Origin of the sequence: Streptomyces sp. NPDC102462 (assembly GCF_044765425.1) — a bacterium.
GTDB lineage: Bacteria > Actinomycetota > Actinomycetes > Streptomycetales > Streptomycetaceae > Streptomyces.
The window spans coordinates 32,204-47,024 of sequence record NZ_JBIWKB010000044.1 but is presented as its reverse complement, the minus strand read 5'-3'; the positions used below and the strand labels follow the sequence as shown (position 1 = coordinate 47,024).

Here is a 14,821-nt window from a genome sequence, read left to right as displayed (position 1 = left end):
GAGGCTGCCGTGTCCTGGTCCGACCACGCCATCTGGTGGCACGTGTACCCGCTGGGCTTCCTCGGTGCCGAGCGCGCCGCCCTGCCCGCCGACGAGCCACCACGGCACCGTCTTCCGGCCCTGGCCGACTGGCTGGACCATCTGATCGGCCTGGGGTGCAACGGTCTCGCGCTGGGGCCGGTCTTCGCGTCCGAGACACACGGCTACGACACGGTCGACCACTTCCGGATCGATCCCCGCCTGGGTACCGAGGACGACCTGACCGAGCTGGTCGAGCGGGCCGCGGCCCGCGGGGTGCGCGTCCTGCTGGACGGCGTCTTCCACCATGTGGGCCGGTCCTTCGGCCCGTTCGCCGACGTGGCGCGGCGCGGCGCCGACTCCCCGTACGCCGACTGGTTCATCTCCGAGGGCGACGACTTCCGCACCTTCGAGGGCCATCACCGTCTGGTCGCGCTGAACCACGCATGCCCCGCCGTCGCCGACCATGTCACCGCTGTCCTCGGTCACTGGCTCGACCGCGGCGTCGCCGGCTGGCGGCTGGACGCCGCCTACGCCGTCCCACGGCCCTTCTGGCGCACCGTCACCGACCGGGTCCGGGCGCGCTTCCCCGAGGCGTGGTTCAGCGGCGAGGTGATCCACGGCGACTACGCCGCACACGTCACCGAGGGCGGCCTCGACTCCGTCACGCAGTACGAGCTGTGGAAGGCGATCTGGAGCTCGCTGAACGACACCAACCCGCACGAGCTGGCCTGGGCGCTCAAACGCCACAACGCCCTGCTCGGCACCTTCGCCCCGCAGACGTTCGTCGGCAACCACGACGTGACCCGTATCGCCAGCCGGCTGCGCGAACCCCGTCACCTGGCGCACGCCCTCACGGTCCTGTTTACCGTCGGCGGCACACCGTCCGTCTACGCCGGCGACGAACGGGCCTGGCGGGGTGTGAAGGAGGAGCGCGAGGGCGGGGACGACGCCGTACGCCCCGCGTTTCCCGCCACGCCCTCGGGCCTCGGCGCCGAGGGCCTGCCCGTCCAGCGGCTCCACCAGAGCCTGATCGGCGTCCGCCGGCGCAACGCCTGGCTGGTCCGCGCCCAGACCGACCTGCACACCGTCGGCCAGGCCGTGCTCTCCTACACCCTCACCGACCCCGACACCGGTTCCGCCGTCGCCGTCGCGCTCAACTACGGGGCCGAACCGGCCACGGCCGCGCTGCCAAAAGCCCCCTGGACGCACGCCGCGGGCGACGCGGTCGTCCCGTCCGGCGCCGGTTCCGTGTCCCTTCCCCCGCTCGGCTGGAGCGTCGCCACGGCCGCGCGGACACCCTGAATTTACATCGAATTATCGCGCCCGCAGCGTGATTTCGCCCCGGTGAATCAGCGGCTCTTGGAATGCCGTTTACCGAAACGAAAGAAAGAGGCCGGCGCCTCGGCCCTGCCGGAGCTGAGCGCACGAGCCCATGCATTGCGCCACAGCGGTATTTTTTCGTCGTGCTGACCGCAGGCGCGCACATACGCGACGAGAAGTTCCTCCGACGGCATGCGCTGGCCCGCCAGCACATCTGCCAGAGTGCTGCGGGGCAGCGGTCCCGCACCGAGTTCACGGGCCCGCCTCTGCATTTCCCGAAGGGACGGCCGGCCGGCGTCCAGGTGTAATCGGTGCATGGCCTCCAGCAGATGGGCCGGGTGGTAGACGAATTCCGGCCGGTGCCCCGGGCGCGTAACGAGCGGCGGCTCGCCCGCGCCGTCCGCGGCATCGGCCCGCTGCGCCGCGCGCTCCCAGCGCACCCGCGCATCGCGCCGGGTGCCGCCGCAGACCAGCGCGTACGCCTCCACCACGTCACGGCGCGGCAGGACCGTGCCGCGGTCGGCACGGGACAGGGTCACCGCCGAACAGCCCGGCCCGGCGATCCGGGCGTCCTCGATCAGCTGCGCCATCCGCCGGTACGTGAGCCCCGACCGCGCGCGCAGCGAACGCAGCCACTGGGCGAGTTCGTAGTAGTGCGCGGACTGCGGAACCGGTGCCTTGCTGCGACCCACCACTGCCCCCTGACCTTATGGATCCTGGACCCGCGGAGTTCGTTTTCCCGTGCTGATACGAAACCCTATAAATCGCCTTCATGAAGGGTCAAGAAGCCTTTACCCACTTTTACCTTGCCGCTCTTTCATGATCCAGCCATCCGTTGGTTGCTTCATTCTGTCCGAGAAACGGACGAACAAATTCTGTGGTCAACGAGCCGTTTTCGCCAGGCCGTCCGACAATATCCGAGCCGGTGTCCGGCGGCCCCCGTACGGATATTCTTGCAGTTCCGTTCCCGGCTCTGTTGGCATGGATTACGGCGGCCCGCGAGACCGGCCGCAAATCCACTTTGACACCCTCGCGGAGGAACGTGATGACCACGGCATCGAATGCCACGCTCGACGACATCATCGACCTGATCAAGGACGTCAAGCCGGGCCTCGCCGACCAGAGCGTCGAGCCGGGCCAGTCCGTGGTCGAGGACCTGGGCCTCGACTCGCTCGACCTGCTTCAGCTCGCCCGCCGGATCAACCGGCAGTTCGGGGTCGAGTTCGACCTCGACCGCTGGAACGCCGACGCCGACCGGCACCGGCGCAGCGTCGCCTCGATCGTGGCCGTCGTGGCCGCGGGCGACCGTGCCTGAGCCGGCCGCGACCCGCCGGGTCGCCCTGGTGACCGGCGGATCGCGCGGCATCGGCGCGGCCATCGCCCGCCGGCTCGCCGCGGACGGACTGGCCGTGCACGTGGTGTGCCACAGCGCCCAGGACGCCGGACGCCGCGTGGTCAAGGAGATCGAGGCCGACGGCGGGCGCGCCGTCCTGCACCGGGCGGACGTCGGCGACGAGGCCGAGGTCGAGGACCTGGTGGAGCGGGTGACCGGGCAGGAGGGCGCGCTGCACGTCCTGGTCAACAACGCCGCCGTCATCGACGACCAGCTGCTCGCCGTGACGCCCACCCACCGCTGGGAGCGGGTCCTGCGGACCAACCTCACCGGTCCCTTCCTGACCAGCAGGGCCGTGCTGCCGGTGATGCTCGACCAGGGCTGGGGACGCCTCATCAACGTCTCCTCCAACTCGGCGCGCACACCCGGCCCCGGACAGAGCGCGTACGCCGCCTCCAAGGGCGGCATCGAAGCACTCACCCGCGCCCTGGCCGTGGAGGTCGGACGCAAGGGCATCCGGGTCAACTGCGTGGCACCCGGCAAGGTGCGCACCGAGATGACCGCGGCCGTCGCCGACCGGCTCGGCGCGGACGGCGACGGCACCCGGTGGGGTCTGCCCGAGGACATCAGCGGTCTCGTGGCCTTCCTCGCCGGCGACGAGGCCGACTACATCCAGGGCCAGACGTTCACCGTGGACGGCGGCCGCATGGTCATGCGCAGCGGCTCGGGACGGCGATCGCGGTGAGCGGGACCGTGAAGTACTGGGAGGACCTGGCCGAAGCACCCGTACGACGGTTCGGGCCCCTCGTGTTCGGCGGCGCGCTCCTCGACCAGCTCCTCGACCTGATGGGCGAGCGGCATCCGGTGCATGACAGCGACGACTTCGCCCACGGCACGGACCGTCGGCAGCGCATCGTGCCCGGCGGATTCATCCACTCGATCACCTCCGGCTGGGTGGTCCAGCACGGCGCCCCGGCGGCCATCGTCGGCATGCGCCGGCTGAGCTGGGACTTCGTGCGGCCGCTCTACCCGGACACGCCGTTCTGGTTCACCACCCGCACGGACCGGGCCGCGGAGATCGACGACCGGCTCGGCCTGGTGGAGACCACCCGCCGGGTCCTCGACGAGAACGACCGGGTCTACGCCATCGGACGGATGAGCGTCGTGCTGCTGCGGCGGGCCGCCCGGCCGGCCGCCACGACGGGAAGGAAACACTGATGAGCAGTCAGTACCAGCCGCTCAAGGGCCGGGTGGCCCTGGTGACCGGCGGTTCGCGCGGCATCGGCGCCGGCATCAGCCGCAAACTCGCCGCCTGGGGAGCCACCCTGGCGATCAACTACGTCGACCGGGAGGGCCCCGCCAAGGAACTCGCCGCGGAACTGGGCGGGCAGGGCACGGAAGTCACCCTGCACCGCGCGGACCTGAGCGATCCGGCACAGATCGAGAACCTGCTCGCGGAGATCGGCGAGATCCACCACGACCTGCACATCCTCGTCCAGAACGCCGCCGCGACCAAGTTCACCCGGCTGGCGGACGCCACCCTCGGCGACTGGCAGTTCGTCCAGGACACCAACTCCCGCGCCACCTGGCTGCTGGCCAAGCACGCCGTCCCGCTGATGCGGGAACGGCAGGGGGGCCCGCTTCATCACCATCACCAACTCCACCACCACCCGCATCATCCCGCGGGCCGGCCTCTTCGCCGCGGCCAAGGCCGGCCTGGAGGCGCTGACCGACTACCTCTCCTACGAGCTGGCGCCGTACGGCATCGTCGCCAACTGCGTGCGCCCCGGCCTCGTCCAGACCGGCGTCTTCAAGGTGCGCCCCGACTTCGCGCACGGCGTCGCCAAGGAACTGGCCGTCTCCCCGTGGCCGGGCGAGAAGATGACCACGGCCGAGAACAGCGCCGACGTGGTCGCCCTGCTGTGCCTGGAGGAGGCGTCCTGGATCGCCGGCCAGACCGTCACCGTCGACGGCGGGTACCGCCTGTGGGGCGGCATCGGCGGCGGGGGCCGTCGTGGCGAGTGAACGTCCCGGCATCGTCGTCACCGGGGCCGGCGTGATCTCCCCGGCCGGGCCGGGCACGGCCCGGCTGTGGGAGGCCATGGCCGCCGGCAAGACCTTCTTCGAGCACCCGGACGGCGCCGGCCTGCCGTGGCCGACCGCCGCCGTGGACTCCTCGGAGATCACCTGGCCCGCCGGCAAGGCATGGGCCAACGCCTCCAAGTACGCCAACCAGTCGGCCCGTTGGGCGGTCGCGGTGGCCCGCCAGGCCCTGCAGCAGGCGGGGATCACCGGCGAGACGGAGGACGTGCGCGCGGGCACCGTCATGGCCGTCGCCAGCAGCGGCGACGAACTGAGCGACGTCATCCCGCAGCTCGCGTCGGCGTACCGGCACGACTCCCGGCCGCTGGTGAAGTTCCTGCACGACGAGGTGCCGGACTACTCCTACATCCGCGGCATCCCCTCCCAGCTCGGCCAGTTCGTGTCCATGGCCAGCGGATTCCGCGGCTCCAACGTCGCGGCCTACGGCGAGGCCGCCGCCGGCGGCACGGGCGCGCTCGCGCTGGCCGCGCGCCTGCTGGAGTCCGGCGAACTCGACCGGGTCCTGGTGGTCGGCGTCGGGGCGCCGCTCACGGTCACCGGCATGGCCGCCGCCGACCAGGACGAGCCATTCGGCACCCGGGCCACGACCGGGGCCGGACCCTTCGACGCCGAACGGTCCGGCGCCCTGCCCGGACAGGGCGCCGCCGCCGTCCTGCTGGAGCGGGCCGACGCCGCGGCCGGCACCGCCCGGGCCCGCCTCCTCGGCTGCGAGGTGCTGGCCGCCGCGGACCTGCCGACGGCGGCGGGGCTCGCCGTCGATGCCGTGCTCACCGCCGAGGACGCCACGCCCGTCGCCTGGTGGGCGCACGGCGCCGGATCGGTCCGCCTGGACCGCGTCGAGGCCGAGACCGTACCGCCGCGCCTGGGCGCCCTGCCCGTCACCGGTTCCAAGGGCACCATCGGCAACGCCTTCGAGTGCTCGGCGCTCATCGACACCGCCCTCGCCGTGGAGAGCCTTGCCCGCGGCGAGCTGCCCCCGGTGGGCCTCCTGGGTCGCCCCGACCCCCTCCTGCGCGACCTCGACCCGGTCATCGGCGAAGCACGCCCCCTCCCGCCTGCGGCGACGGTGCTGCTGACGGCGCTGGGCCAGGGGGCCGAGGCGACGGCGGCGGGCGCGCTGATCCTCGCGGCGGCCGGCGGACGTACGACGGACAAGGAGAGGGCGACGGCATGACCGACGACATCGTCATCACCGGCATGGGCGTGGTCACCCCCATCGGGGGCGACGTGCAGAGCTTCTGGTCGGCGAACCTCGAAGGCCGCTCCGGGATCGTCCTGGAGGAACGGATGGACACCACCGGACTGCCCTGCGGCTGGACCGCCGGGCTGATCCCCGAGGAGGTCAAGGAGAAGGTCGCCGCCGGCCATGGCGCCCCGCACCGCTCCTGGGGCGACACCCTCATGCACGCGTCGGTCGAGCAGGCGCTCACCGACGCCCGTCTCGACGCGCAACCCGCCGCCGAGGGCCCCGCCGCCCTGGTGTACGCCAGGGTGTGGCCGGGCCCCACCGGATCGTTCCCGCAGGACTATGTCACGCACATGAACGACCTCGCCGAACGCTACGACACCACAGGCAACGACCCGGCGGCCGTCCTGCGGCACCTGCGCGGCAAGGACCTCCCGCTGGAGACCCGCGACCTGTCGGCCTACCCGAGGGAGATCGCCGAACGCCTGGGCACGGCCGTGCTCCCGGTCCGCCTGGAGGCCACCTGCTCCGGGGGACTGCGGGCCATCGCCGAGGCCGCCCGGCTGCTGCGCTCGGGACGCGCACGGTACGCCGTGGTCTCGGCGTCCGTCTCGCGGAACACACCGTACGTCCTGTCCCAGTACGGCCAGCTGATGGCGCTGTCGCGCTGGAAGGGCGACCCGGCCCTGGCGTCCATGCCGTTCGACCGGCGCCGCACCGGCATGGTCATCAACGAGTCGGCGGGCGCGCTGGTCCTGGAGACCGCCGAGCACGCCGCCGCACGCGGCATCGCCGAGCCGTACGCCGTCATCGGCGGCTGGGGTCTCGCCGTGGACACCAGCCACATGACCGCGCCCCGCGCGGAGATGATCGAACGCGTCATGCGCACCGCACTCGCCGAGGCCGGCGCGCGACCCGACGACGTCGACACGGTCAACGCCCACGGCACCTCCACCCGTCTCAACGACGTCACCGAGGCGCGTGCGCTGCACCGCGTCTTCGGCGAGCGGATGGCCGAACTGCCCGTCAGCGCGGTGAAGTCGCTGACCGGTCACGGCTCGGCCGCCTCCGGTGTCGTGGAGACGGTGGCCTCGGCCCTGACCATGCGGCACGGGATCGTACCGCCGGTGCCGACGTGCACCGAACCCGACCCGGCCTGCGCGGTCCGCACCTCGCTCACCCCCGTGGCACGGCCGGTCGGGGCCGTGCTGAAGAACTCCTTCGGCTTCGGCGGCCAGTACGCATCGATGCTGCTGCGCCGCCCCGACGCGTCGCGGCCGGCGCCCGAGGCGGTGTGAACGGGCCGTGAAACGGCGAGAGTCGGAGTCTTCGCACCACAGCTCACCGAACCGGCCGCACCCGGTGGACGAGCCACCCGAGTACGAGGAGATCGAACCCGGCGGCCCGCACCGCGGCACCGTCGTGTGGCTGCACGGCATCGGCCAGGTGCCCGGCGAACTGGCGGCCGTGGCCGACCGGCTCCGCCTCGCCGAGGCGGGCGTGCGCGGGGTGTTCCCGCGCGCGCCCGTCACGGCGCCGAGCCTGCTGACCGGGCTGCCGGTGCCGTGCTGGTTCCCGCAGAGCATCCTCGCGCTGGACCGGATCGACGTCGAGGGACTGTTCGCCGCGCTGCGCCCCCTCACCGCCCTGCTCACCGCGGAGACGGAACGGATCGGCGCCGGGCGCACGGTGATCGCGGGCTTCTCGCAGGGCGCCACGGTCGCCCTGAGCCTGGCGCTCGGGCATCCCGAACCGCTGGCAGGCACGGCCCTGTACGCGCCGTACCTGCCACCCGACCCGACCGTGCTGCTGCCCGGCGGACGCCCGGCGGAGGCCAACGCCCGGCTGCCGGTGTGGATCGGCCATGGGGCCCGGGACTGGATCGTCCCGGAGCGCAGCGGCACGGGGATGCGCGATCTGCTCACCGCCTGGGGCCATCCGGTGACCTTTCAGCGCTATCCCGGCGGGCACGAGCCCTTCGGCGGGGTCCGGGCCTCACTGCCCGACTTCCTCGGCGCGGTCCTGGGCACACCCGTGCCGGGCGCCCATGGCACCGACCCGGCGACCCGGGCGCGCTGAGGGGCGCTCCATGACACAGGTGCTTGCGCGCTCCCCGGCCCCGCGGATCCACGCGGAGGGCACCCTCCCGCTGCCGGCACCCGGACTCCTGCACGTCCGGCGTCGCCCTGCGCACCGCGACCAGCCGTGACCGCGCGCTGCTCGCCGAGTGCCGTGGCGTGCCGGTCGGCGCGGACCTTGAGTACCCCGGGGCGGGCCCGGCGGGCGACCGGGACCCGGACGGCCTGGTCGCCGCCGTGCTCGCCCCGCCCGAACTGCATGGCGACGGCCGCGGGGTGACGCCGCGGGCCGCACGCCGGCTCGTGGTCCCCGAGGACACCGGGGCGCCGTTCGGGCTTCCGGGCGACTGGACCGTCCCGCGCCCGTGTCCGGGCGGCGGATACGCCGCCGCCGTCTGCGTACTGGGAAAGGACTGGACCGTTGTCTCCACCGACTGCACGGGCCCTGACTTCACCGGCCCCGACCTCACCGGCCGCACCCCCGGCGACCGCCCGCCCACGGAGCGCGGGACCGCCCCGCACGGGCCTGCTCTTCCCCGGTCAGGGGGCCCAGCGGCCCGGCATGGGTGAGCCCTGGCGGAACACACCGCACTGGCGGATCGTCGACCTGCTGTCCGAGTCCTGCGGCCGTGACGTCGGCGCGCTGCTGCTGCACGCCGACACCGAGCGGCTGACCCGTACGGACAACGCGCAGATCGCCACCTTCGCCCTGGAGATGGTCGTCCTCGACGCGCTGACGACCGCTGTGGGCCCGCTGTCGCCCGCGGTGTGCGCGGGACACAGCCTCGGCGAGTACGCGGCACTGACCGCCGCCGGGGTCCTGTCGCCCGGGGACGCCGGACGGCTGGTCGCCGAGCGCGGCGCGGCCATGGCGGAGACGGTACGGCTGGCCCCGGGCACCATGACGGTCCTCATCGCCCCGGGCGTCGCGCGGACCGCGTCTTCTCTGGCCGCACGGCTGCGCGCCGAGGACGGGGCCCAGGTGTGGGTGGCGAACGTCAACGGACCCGACCAGGCGGTGGTCTCCGGCACCGCCGAGGCCGTCGCGGCGTTGGCCGCGCGGGCGGCCGGGGACGGCGCGCGGGCGGTGGGCATTGCGGTGGGCGGCGCCTTCCACACCCCGATGATGACGCCCGCCGGACCCCGCCTCGCCGCCGCCGTGGCCCGCGCCCCGCTGCACCGCGCACGCTGCCCGGTCATCGCCAACGTCGACGCCCGCGCCCGTCGGGGGGACGCGGCGACCTGGCGGGAGTTGATGGTCCGTCAGCTTGTCCTGCCGGTCCGCTGGTCCGACTCCATGCGGACCCTCGCCGGCATGGCCGAGCGGGGGCCCGGCGGCCCGCTCCGCCTGGTCGAACTCGGCCCGGGCAGCACACTGACCGGCCTCGCCCGCCGCCTGCTGCCCCCGCACCTCCAGGTCCGCCCCGTGGCCACACCCGCCGAGGTGGACGCACTGGCCGCCGAATGGTGGCCGCGCCCTTGAGCGGGACGTACGAGGGAGGTGTCCGCCGAAGCACAGGGGAACGGTCGGTCAGGCAAGGAACGTCGTGGTTGCCGCGAGCGCGGCACGCCCGGTCGTGACCCGGTTCACCGGCGCGGCCTCGTCGGCGTAGCCGAAGGAGACACCCACGAGCAGCCTTCCGCCGGTGACGCCGAGTTCGGCGCGGACGGTGTCGGCGTAGAAGCTCAGCATCCCCTGCGGGCAACTGCCCACGCCGTACGCGGTCATCGCCAGCAGCAGCGTCTGCATGTACGCGCCGACATCCGCGGCCAGTCGTGGCTCGCCGTCACCGTCGACGAACAGGAACGCGGCGTGCGGCGCGCCGTAGAAGCGCAGGCTCTCCGCGTCGTAGGCCGCCCGTGCCGTGTGATCGTCACGGCCGATGCCCAGCGCTCCGTACAGCTTGGCGCCGAACGACGCCCGGCGTGTCTGATGCACCTGCGAGTACATGCCTTCGTCGTACGGAAAGTCCACGGAGACGCGCTTCTCGGCGTGGGCCGCTTGCAGAGCGTCCGCCAGACGCTCACGCGCCGCGCCGCTGACCACCATCACCTGCCACGGCTGTGCGTTGGAGGCGGACGGCGCCGCGCCGGCCAGCGAGAAGATCGCACGGATCGTGTCCGCGGGCACGGCCTCGGGGCGGAAGGCGCGGGTCGCGCGGCGGCCACGTATCAGCTTCTCCGCGTAGCCGCTCTGCTCGGTGAGGTCCGGTGTGCTCATGGGGCTCCTCCCATCAAGTAAACGCGATCGTTTACACGGGGGCCCACCCTAACGGAGTCCATTGACGGAAGTAAACGTGACCGTATACTTCCTTTGTGAGTACAACGGCCACGGCGCCTCAACGGCGCGGACGTGGCGGCCGGGAGCGCATTCTGGCCGCCGCCGCCCATCTGTTCGCGACCCAGGGGATCAACGCGACCGGCATGGAGCAGGTCGCGGAGCGGGCGCCCGTGTCGAAGCGGACCCTCTACGCGCACTTCAGGACCAAGAACGATCTGGTCATCGCCCACTTGCAGGGACTGGTGCAATCGGGTGCCACCCTGGAGAGCGCGCTGACCCGCGAGGACATCCCCCCGCGGGAACGGATCCTCAAACTGTTCGACCAGCCCGTGACGGAGGCGGCTCCGGTGCGCGGATGTCCGTTCATCGACGCCGCGGCGGAGTTCCCCGACCCGGGGAGCGCGGTCCACTCCTACGCCCGTGAACAGAAACTCCGGATGGTGCGGCTGATCGCCGCCCTGCTGACGGAGCTGGGCTGCCGCGAACCCGTCGTACTCGCCGAACAGCTGGCCACCCTCGCGGACGGGGCGGCCGGCCGCGCCATGGTGCTGGACGAAGCGGACTACGGCCGGCACGCACGGGCGGCAGCGGAGATCCTTCTCGAACGGGCCCTGCCGGACGTGAACTGACCACGAAGAGGCCGGCGCGAACAGTCGGGTCCGTCGACATGTGTCCGGCACGGGCCGGCCCAGGCGACGACAAGGGCCGGCGAGCCCGAGTTGACCCTCCCCTTACGTCAGGCTTGAGGCTGTACGCCGACGAAAGGGCAGACGGATGAGCTATTCCGTGGGGCAGGTCTCGGCCTTCGCCGGGGTGACGGTGCGTACGCTGCACCACTACGACAAGGCGGGGCTGCTCTCGCCCAGCGGCCGCAGCCATGCCGGCTACCGGCTCTACAGCGACGCCGACCTGGCGCGTCTGCAGCAGATCCTGTTCTACCGCGAACTCGGCTTCTCCCTCGACGAGATCGCCGCGATCTTCACAGACCCGCAGGCGAACGCCCTGGAGCAACTGCGGGCCCGGCAGCGGCAGCTGAGCGAGGAGATCGCCAGGCTGCGGCGCTTGGCCGAGGTGGCGGAACGGGCCATCGAGGTCCAGCAGACAGGGGTGTCCCTGACCCCTCAGGAACGTTTCGAGGTCTTCGGTGAGATCACCTTCGACCTGAGCTACGCCACCGAGGCCGAGGCGAAGTGGGCACACTCGCGGGGACAGCGCGAGGCGATGGCGCGCGCCGCCGCCCACACCAAGGAGGACTGGCGGCAGCTCATGGGCGAGGCCGGTGCCTGGCGCGCGGAACTGCTCGCCGCCTTCGACGAGGGGGAGCCGAGCGACGGCGAGCGTGCCATGGACCTTGCCGAGGAGCACCGCCTGCACATCTCACGCTGGTTCACCTCCTGCCCGCCCGACATGCACCGGCGCATCGCGGACGACTTCGTCGCCGACCCGCGCGCCTTCGCCCTGGTGGTACCGCCGTCGCAGCAACGCCCGGGCCTGGCCGCCTATGTGTGCAGGGCGGTCCACGCCAACGCGGACCGCCGCACAGGCGGCCGCGCCGCATCCGAGGAGGACCGATGAAGATCCTGATCGCCGCGGCCGGATCGCGCGGCGACGTCGCGCCCTACACGGGTCTGGGCGCCGAACTGCGCCGCGCCGGCCACGACGTCGCCCTCGCCACCACCGACACCTTCGCCCCCCTCGTACGCGGCGCCGGCCTGGAATTCCGCACTCTGCCCGCCGACCCCAGCTCGCGCGGCGGCGTCGAGAGCAAGCGTGAACTGATGCGTACCGCCGCCGCGTTCATCACCGAACTGGGCCAGGGGTTCGCCGACGCGATGGCCGACGACACGGATCTGCTCCTGCTGTCGACCACCACGGCCCCGCTCGGCTGGCACCTCGCCGAGGCCATGGGCACACCGAGCCTCGGCGTGTACCTCCAACCCACCGCACCGACCGGCGACTTCCCGCCCGTCGTCACCGGCTCACGCTCGCTGGGCCGCCCCGCCAACCTCATGGCCGGACGCTTCGCTCTGCGGATGGCCGACCGCGTCTACGCGCAGGCGGTGGCGAAGCTGCGCCGAAGCCTCCAGCTGCCCCCGCTGTCCGCCCCCGCGATGCGCCGACGGCAGGAACGGGCGAACTGGCCCATCCTGCACGGCTTCAGTACGGCGCTGGTGCCGCGCCCCGCCGACTGGCGTTCCGGCCTGGACGTGGTGGGCAACTGGTGGCCCCATCACGATGCGGCCGAACGGCTGCCCACCGGCCTGGAGGACTTCCTTCAGGCCGGGCCCCGGCCGGTCCTCATCGGTTTCGGCAGCATGGCGGCCGGCGACGGGGAGCGGCTGAGCGAGATCGCCGTGCACGCCCTGCGACGCGCCGGACTGCGCGGCATCCTCCAGGCCGGCAGCGCCGGGCTCGCCGCCGACGGCGACGACGTCCTCACCGTCGGGGACGTACCGCACGCCCTGCTGTTCCCACGGCTGGCCGCGGTGGTCCATCACGCAGGGGCCGGCACCTCGGCCGCCGCGTTGCGCGCCGGAGTGCCCGCGGTCACCGTGCCGGTGAGCGCCGATCAGCCGTTCTGGGCGGCACGACTTGCCGCCCTCGGCGCCGCCGCCGACCCGATCCTCTTCCGATCCCTCACCGCCGAACGACTCGCCGCCGCACTCGACCAAGTCGTGAGACAACAGACCTTCACACGAGCGGCCACGAGCGGCGCGCGCCACATGACGACCGAGGACGCAGCAGCCCGAACCCGCGAAACCATCCAACACCTGACCAACACCTGACACCAGCCCGCCCCCGTCTCCCCTCACCCGGGTGCCTGCGGCCACCCTGGCGCGAACCGGACCTTGCACAATCGCACAAAGTTGAGCGCTGTGCCCCGTCCCCGGGGTCAGACGCCCCTTGCGGGACGCGTCGGCCGCGGGCTGCACTAGGCACGTCACCGCGCCGTGCCCATGCTCGTGGGGTGCGCCCGTACCAGCACAAACGGGGGAAGGGACGTCTTGTGAAGAGTGCCGTCGTCATGGGCTCGGGTGTGGCCGGAATCCTTGCGGCCGAAGCCCTCTCACGTCACTGTGAAACAGTCACAGTGATAGAACGTGACCGGCAGTGATCGCGGCCGTGCCGGTGTGCCGCAACACCGTCACGTTCACATCCTGTGGCCCGCCGGACAGCAGGTCCTGGAGTCCTTCTTCCCGGGTGTGCTGGACACCCTCTGCGCATCGGGAGCGCCCCGCCTCTCCTTTCCCGCCGATGCACGGTGGCTGAGCACGGTGGGATGGCTCCCGCGCCTTCCCCTGACGAGTGTGTTCACCTGCAGCCGCTCCGTGCTGGAGACCGCCCTGCGGCAGCGCCTCACCAAGGTGACGATCGTGGACCGCACCACGGCCACCGGCCTGCTCACCGACGCGGCCGGCCGCGTTGTCGGCATCCGGGCTCGCACGGCCGATGAACAGAAGACGCTGTACGCGGACCTGGTGGTGGACGCCACCGGACGCTCGTCCCGACTCCCCACCTGGCTGGCCGAGCTGGGACACACCCTTCCCGAAGCGACCGTGGTGGACGCCCACATGGGGCATGCCACACAGGACTTCGACATCCCGCCCGAGCACACCCCTGACTTCAAGGCCATCGCTCTGCAGCACCGACCCCCTGTCACACACCGCTGTGCCTACATGTTTCTCCAGGAGGACAGGACATGGAGGTGCACCCTTGCCGGCTATGGAGGTGACTACCCACCGAACACCCCCGAAGGCTTCCTGGAATACGCCCGCACCCTGCGTGATCCCGCGCTGCACGCCCTGCTGACAAAGGCCAAGCCCGTCGGCAGAATATCGGCCTTCAGACAGGCCGCCAATCGCCACCATCACTGGGAGAAGATGTCCACGTGGCCGGCCGGGCTCATAGCATTGGGCGATTCCGCCTGTGCCTTCAATCCTGTCTACGGCCACGGCATGAGCGTCGCTGCGCTCTGCGCGCAGGCCCTGGAGGGCTGGCTGGCCGGCGGAGCTTCATCCACCGCCGAGTTCCAGCGAGCCGTCGCCCGTGCGGCGTCCGGCGCGTGGACCGTGGCCACCTGCGAAGACCGGCGCTACCCGGAGACCACCGGTGCTCGACCCAACGCCGTGGGGCGGCTGTTCATCAAGTACTACGTCCATGCCCTGACCGCTGCCACGAAGGACGTCAAGGTGTGCGCCGAGCTCATGAACGTCCTGAGCCTGCTCAAGAAGCCCCGAGTGCTGCTACGGCCCGACATGGTCATGCGCATCGTGACAAGGTCCCTGTTGCGAAGCGGTGCTACACGTAGCTGACTACGGGCCCGGCGGCGAGGCTCCCGAGGCATACGCCCGGTAGCACACCCGACGGAGCCGCGGGCGCCCGCCGTCAGGCGCCCGCGGCAGCTTGGTTGTCTCCGGGAAGGGCCGGTGATGCGGGGAGCGCGCCTGTTTGTGCGGCCTCACAACCGGCCACGAGAGGCGGCGCGCTCCCGTCGGTCA

16 protein-coding genes and 1 pseudogene are annotated in these 14,821 nt (G+C 72.2%); 15 read left to right on the top strand and 2 right to left on the bottom strand.

The window, feature by feature from the left end; translation table 11 throughout:
* Positions 1-9: 9 nt before the first annotated feature.
* Entirely contained in the window at positions 10-1,323 is a 1,314-nt protein-coding gene (locus ACIRFL_RS30785; protein WP_404034754.1) for an alpha-amylase family protein, read from the top strand.
* Between the two features lie 47 nt (positions 1,324-1,370).
* Here the strand turns inward: ACIRFL_RS30785 and ACIRFL_RS30780 are convergent, their stop codons facing one another.
* The gene (locus ACIRFL_RS30780; RefSeq protein ID WP_404034752.1) at positions 1,371-2,033 is read right to left on the bottom strand and encodes a helix-turn-helix domain-containing protein; all 663 of its coding nucleotides are present in this window, start codon (positions 2,031-2,033) and stop codon (positions 1,371-1,373) included.
* A 353-nt stretch (positions 2,034-2,386) separates the two neighbouring features.
* Here ACIRFL_RS30780 and ACIRFL_RS30775 point away from each other — a divergent pair, with 353 nt between their 5' ends.
* The 10 genes and pseudogenes from ACIRFL_RS30775 (at position 2,387) to ACIRFL_RS30730 (ending at position 9,524) form a co-directional block, all read left to right on the top strand.
* The gene (locus ACIRFL_RS30775; protein ID WP_404034750.1) at positions 2,387-2,656 is read left to right on the top strand and encodes a phosphopantetheine-binding protein; all 270 of its coding nucleotides are present in this window, start codon (positions 2,387-2,389) and stop codon (positions 2,654-2,656) included.
* Complete coding sequence (locus ACIRFL_RS30770) at positions 2,649-3,419, top strand: SDR family NAD(P)-dependent oxidoreductase (RefSeq protein WP_404034748.1); 771 nt, start codon at positions 2,649-2,651, stop codon at positions 3,417-3,419. The genes ACIRFL_RS30775 and ACIRFL_RS30770 overlap by 8 nt, the downstream gene beginning before the upstream one ends.
* Entirely contained in the window at positions 3,416-3,892 is a 477-nt protein-coding gene (locus ACIRFL_RS30765; protein ID WP_404034746.1) for a MaoC family dehydratase, read from the top strand. Before ACIRFL_RS30770 ends, ACIRFL_RS30765 begins: the two co-directional genes overlap by 4 nt.
* A pseudogene (locus ACIRFL_RS30760) lies at positions 3,892-4,251 on the top strand (SDR family NAD(P)-dependent oxidoreductase); the annotation flags it as partial. The gene ACIRFL_RS30765 and the pseudogene ACIRFL_RS30760, both read left to right, overlap by 1 nt.
* A 67-nt stretch (positions 4,252-4,318) precedes the next feature.
* Positions 4,319-4,699 (top strand): SDR family oxidoreductase, encoded by a 381-nt coding sequence (locus ACIRFL_RS30755; RefSeq protein ID WP_404034810.1) that lies wholly within the window; start codon positions 4,319-4,321, stop codon positions 4,697-4,699.
* On the top strand, positions 4,689-5,951 hold the full coding sequence (locus tag ACIRFL_RS30750; RefSeq protein WP_404034744.1) for a beta-ketoacyl synthase N-terminal-like domain-containing protein: 1,263 nt from the start codon (positions 4,689-4,691) through the stop codon (positions 5,949-5,951). Before ACIRFL_RS30755 ends, ACIRFL_RS30750 begins: the two co-directional genes overlap by 11 nt.
* Positions 5,948-7,261 carry a beta-ketoacyl-[acyl-carrier-protein] synthase family protein gene (locus ACIRFL_RS30745; RefSeq protein WP_404034742.1) on the top strand — a complete coding sequence of 438 codons (1,314 nt, stop codon included), beginning with the start codon at positions 5,948-5,950 and terminating at the stop codon, positions 7,259-7,261. Before ACIRFL_RS30750 ends, ACIRFL_RS30745 begins: the two co-directional genes overlap by 4 nt.
* A gap of 64 nt (positions 7,262-7,325) precedes the next feature.
* Entirely contained in the window at positions 7,326-8,042 is a 717-nt protein-coding gene (locus ACIRFL_RS30740; protein ID WP_404034740.1) for an alpha/beta hydrolase, read from the top strand.
* A gap of 23 nt (positions 8,043-8,065) precedes the next feature.
* Positions 8,066-8,611: a hypothetical protein gene (locus tag ACIRFL_RS30735; protein WP_404034738.1), complete on the top strand. Its 546-nt coding sequence runs from the start codon at positions 8,066-8,068 to the stop codon at positions 8,609-8,611.
* On the top strand, positions 8,604-9,524 hold the full coding sequence (locus tag ACIRFL_RS30730) for an ACP S-malonyltransferase (RefSeq protein ID WP_404034736.1): 921 nt from the start codon (positions 8,604-8,606) through the stop codon (positions 9,522-9,524). The genes ACIRFL_RS30735 and ACIRFL_RS30730 overlap by 8 nt, the downstream gene beginning before the upstream one ends.
* A 48-nt stretch (positions 9,525-9,572) precedes the next feature.
* On the opposite strand, the gene ACIRFL_RS30725 is transcribed toward ACIRFL_RS30730, so the two are convergent.
* Positions 9,573-10,262 carry a nitroreductase gene (locus ACIRFL_RS30725; RefSeq protein ID WP_404034734.1) on the bottom strand — a complete coding sequence of 230 codons (690 nt, stop codon included), beginning with the start codon at positions 10,260-10,262 and terminating at the stop codon, positions 9,573-9,575.
* Positions 10,263-10,357: 95 nt separating this feature from the next.
* Here ACIRFL_RS30725 and ACIRFL_RS30720 point away from each other — a divergent pair, with 95 nt between their 5' ends.
* From ACIRFL_RS30720 to ACIRFL_RS30705, 4 genes are all read left to right on the top strand, one after another.
* Entirely contained in the window at positions 10,358-10,951 is a 594-nt protein-coding gene (locus tag ACIRFL_RS30720) for a TetR/AcrR family transcriptional regulator (protein WP_404034732.1), read from the top strand.
* Between the two features lie 145 nt (positions 10,952-11,096).
* Positions 11,097-11,897 (top strand): MerR family transcriptional regulator, encoded by an 801-nt coding sequence (locus ACIRFL_RS30715; protein WP_404034730.1) that lies wholly within the window; start codon positions 11,097-11,099, stop codon positions 11,895-11,897.
* Positions 11,894-13,108 (top strand): glycosyltransferase, encoded by a 1,215-nt coding sequence (locus ACIRFL_RS30710; RefSeq protein WP_404034728.1) that lies wholly within the window; start codon positions 11,894-11,896, stop codon positions 13,106-13,108. Before ACIRFL_RS30715 ends, ACIRFL_RS30710 begins: the two co-directional genes overlap by 4 nt.
* Before the next feature lie 543 nt (positions 13,109-13,651).
* Positions 13,652-14,635, top strand: coding sequence for an NAD(P)/FAD-dependent oxidoreductase (locus tag ACIRFL_RS30705; protein ID WP_404034726.1), 984 nt, complete (start codon positions 13,652-13,654; stop codon positions 14,633-14,635).
* Positions 14,636-14,821 lie beyond the last annotated feature (186 nt).

Coding starts and splice junctions, on each gene's coding strand:
- ACIRFL_RS30730 (WP_404034736.1), top strand. CDS start 8,604: ATGGGTGAGCCCTGGCGGAACACACCGCACTGGCGGATCGTCGACCTG.
- ACIRFL_RS30710 (WP_404034728.1), top strand. CDS start 11,894: ATGAAGATCCTGATCGCCGCGGCCGGATCGCGCGGCGACGTCGCGCCC.
- ACIRFL_RS30725 (WP_404034734.1), bottom strand. CDS start 10,262: ATGAGCACACCGGACCTCACCGAGCAGAGCGGCTACGCGGAGAAGCTG.
- ACIRFL_RS30745 (WP_404034742.1), top strand. CDS start 5,948: ATGACCGACGACATCGTCATCACCGGCATGGGCGTGGTCACCCCCATC.
- ACIRFL_RS30715 (WP_404034730.1), top strand. CDS start 11,097: ATGAGCTATTCCGTGGGGCAGGTCTCGGCCTTCGCCGGGGTGACGGTG.
- ACIRFL_RS30775 (WP_404034750.1), top strand. CDS start 2,387: ATGACCACGGCATCGAATGCCACGCTCGACGACATCATCGACCTGATC.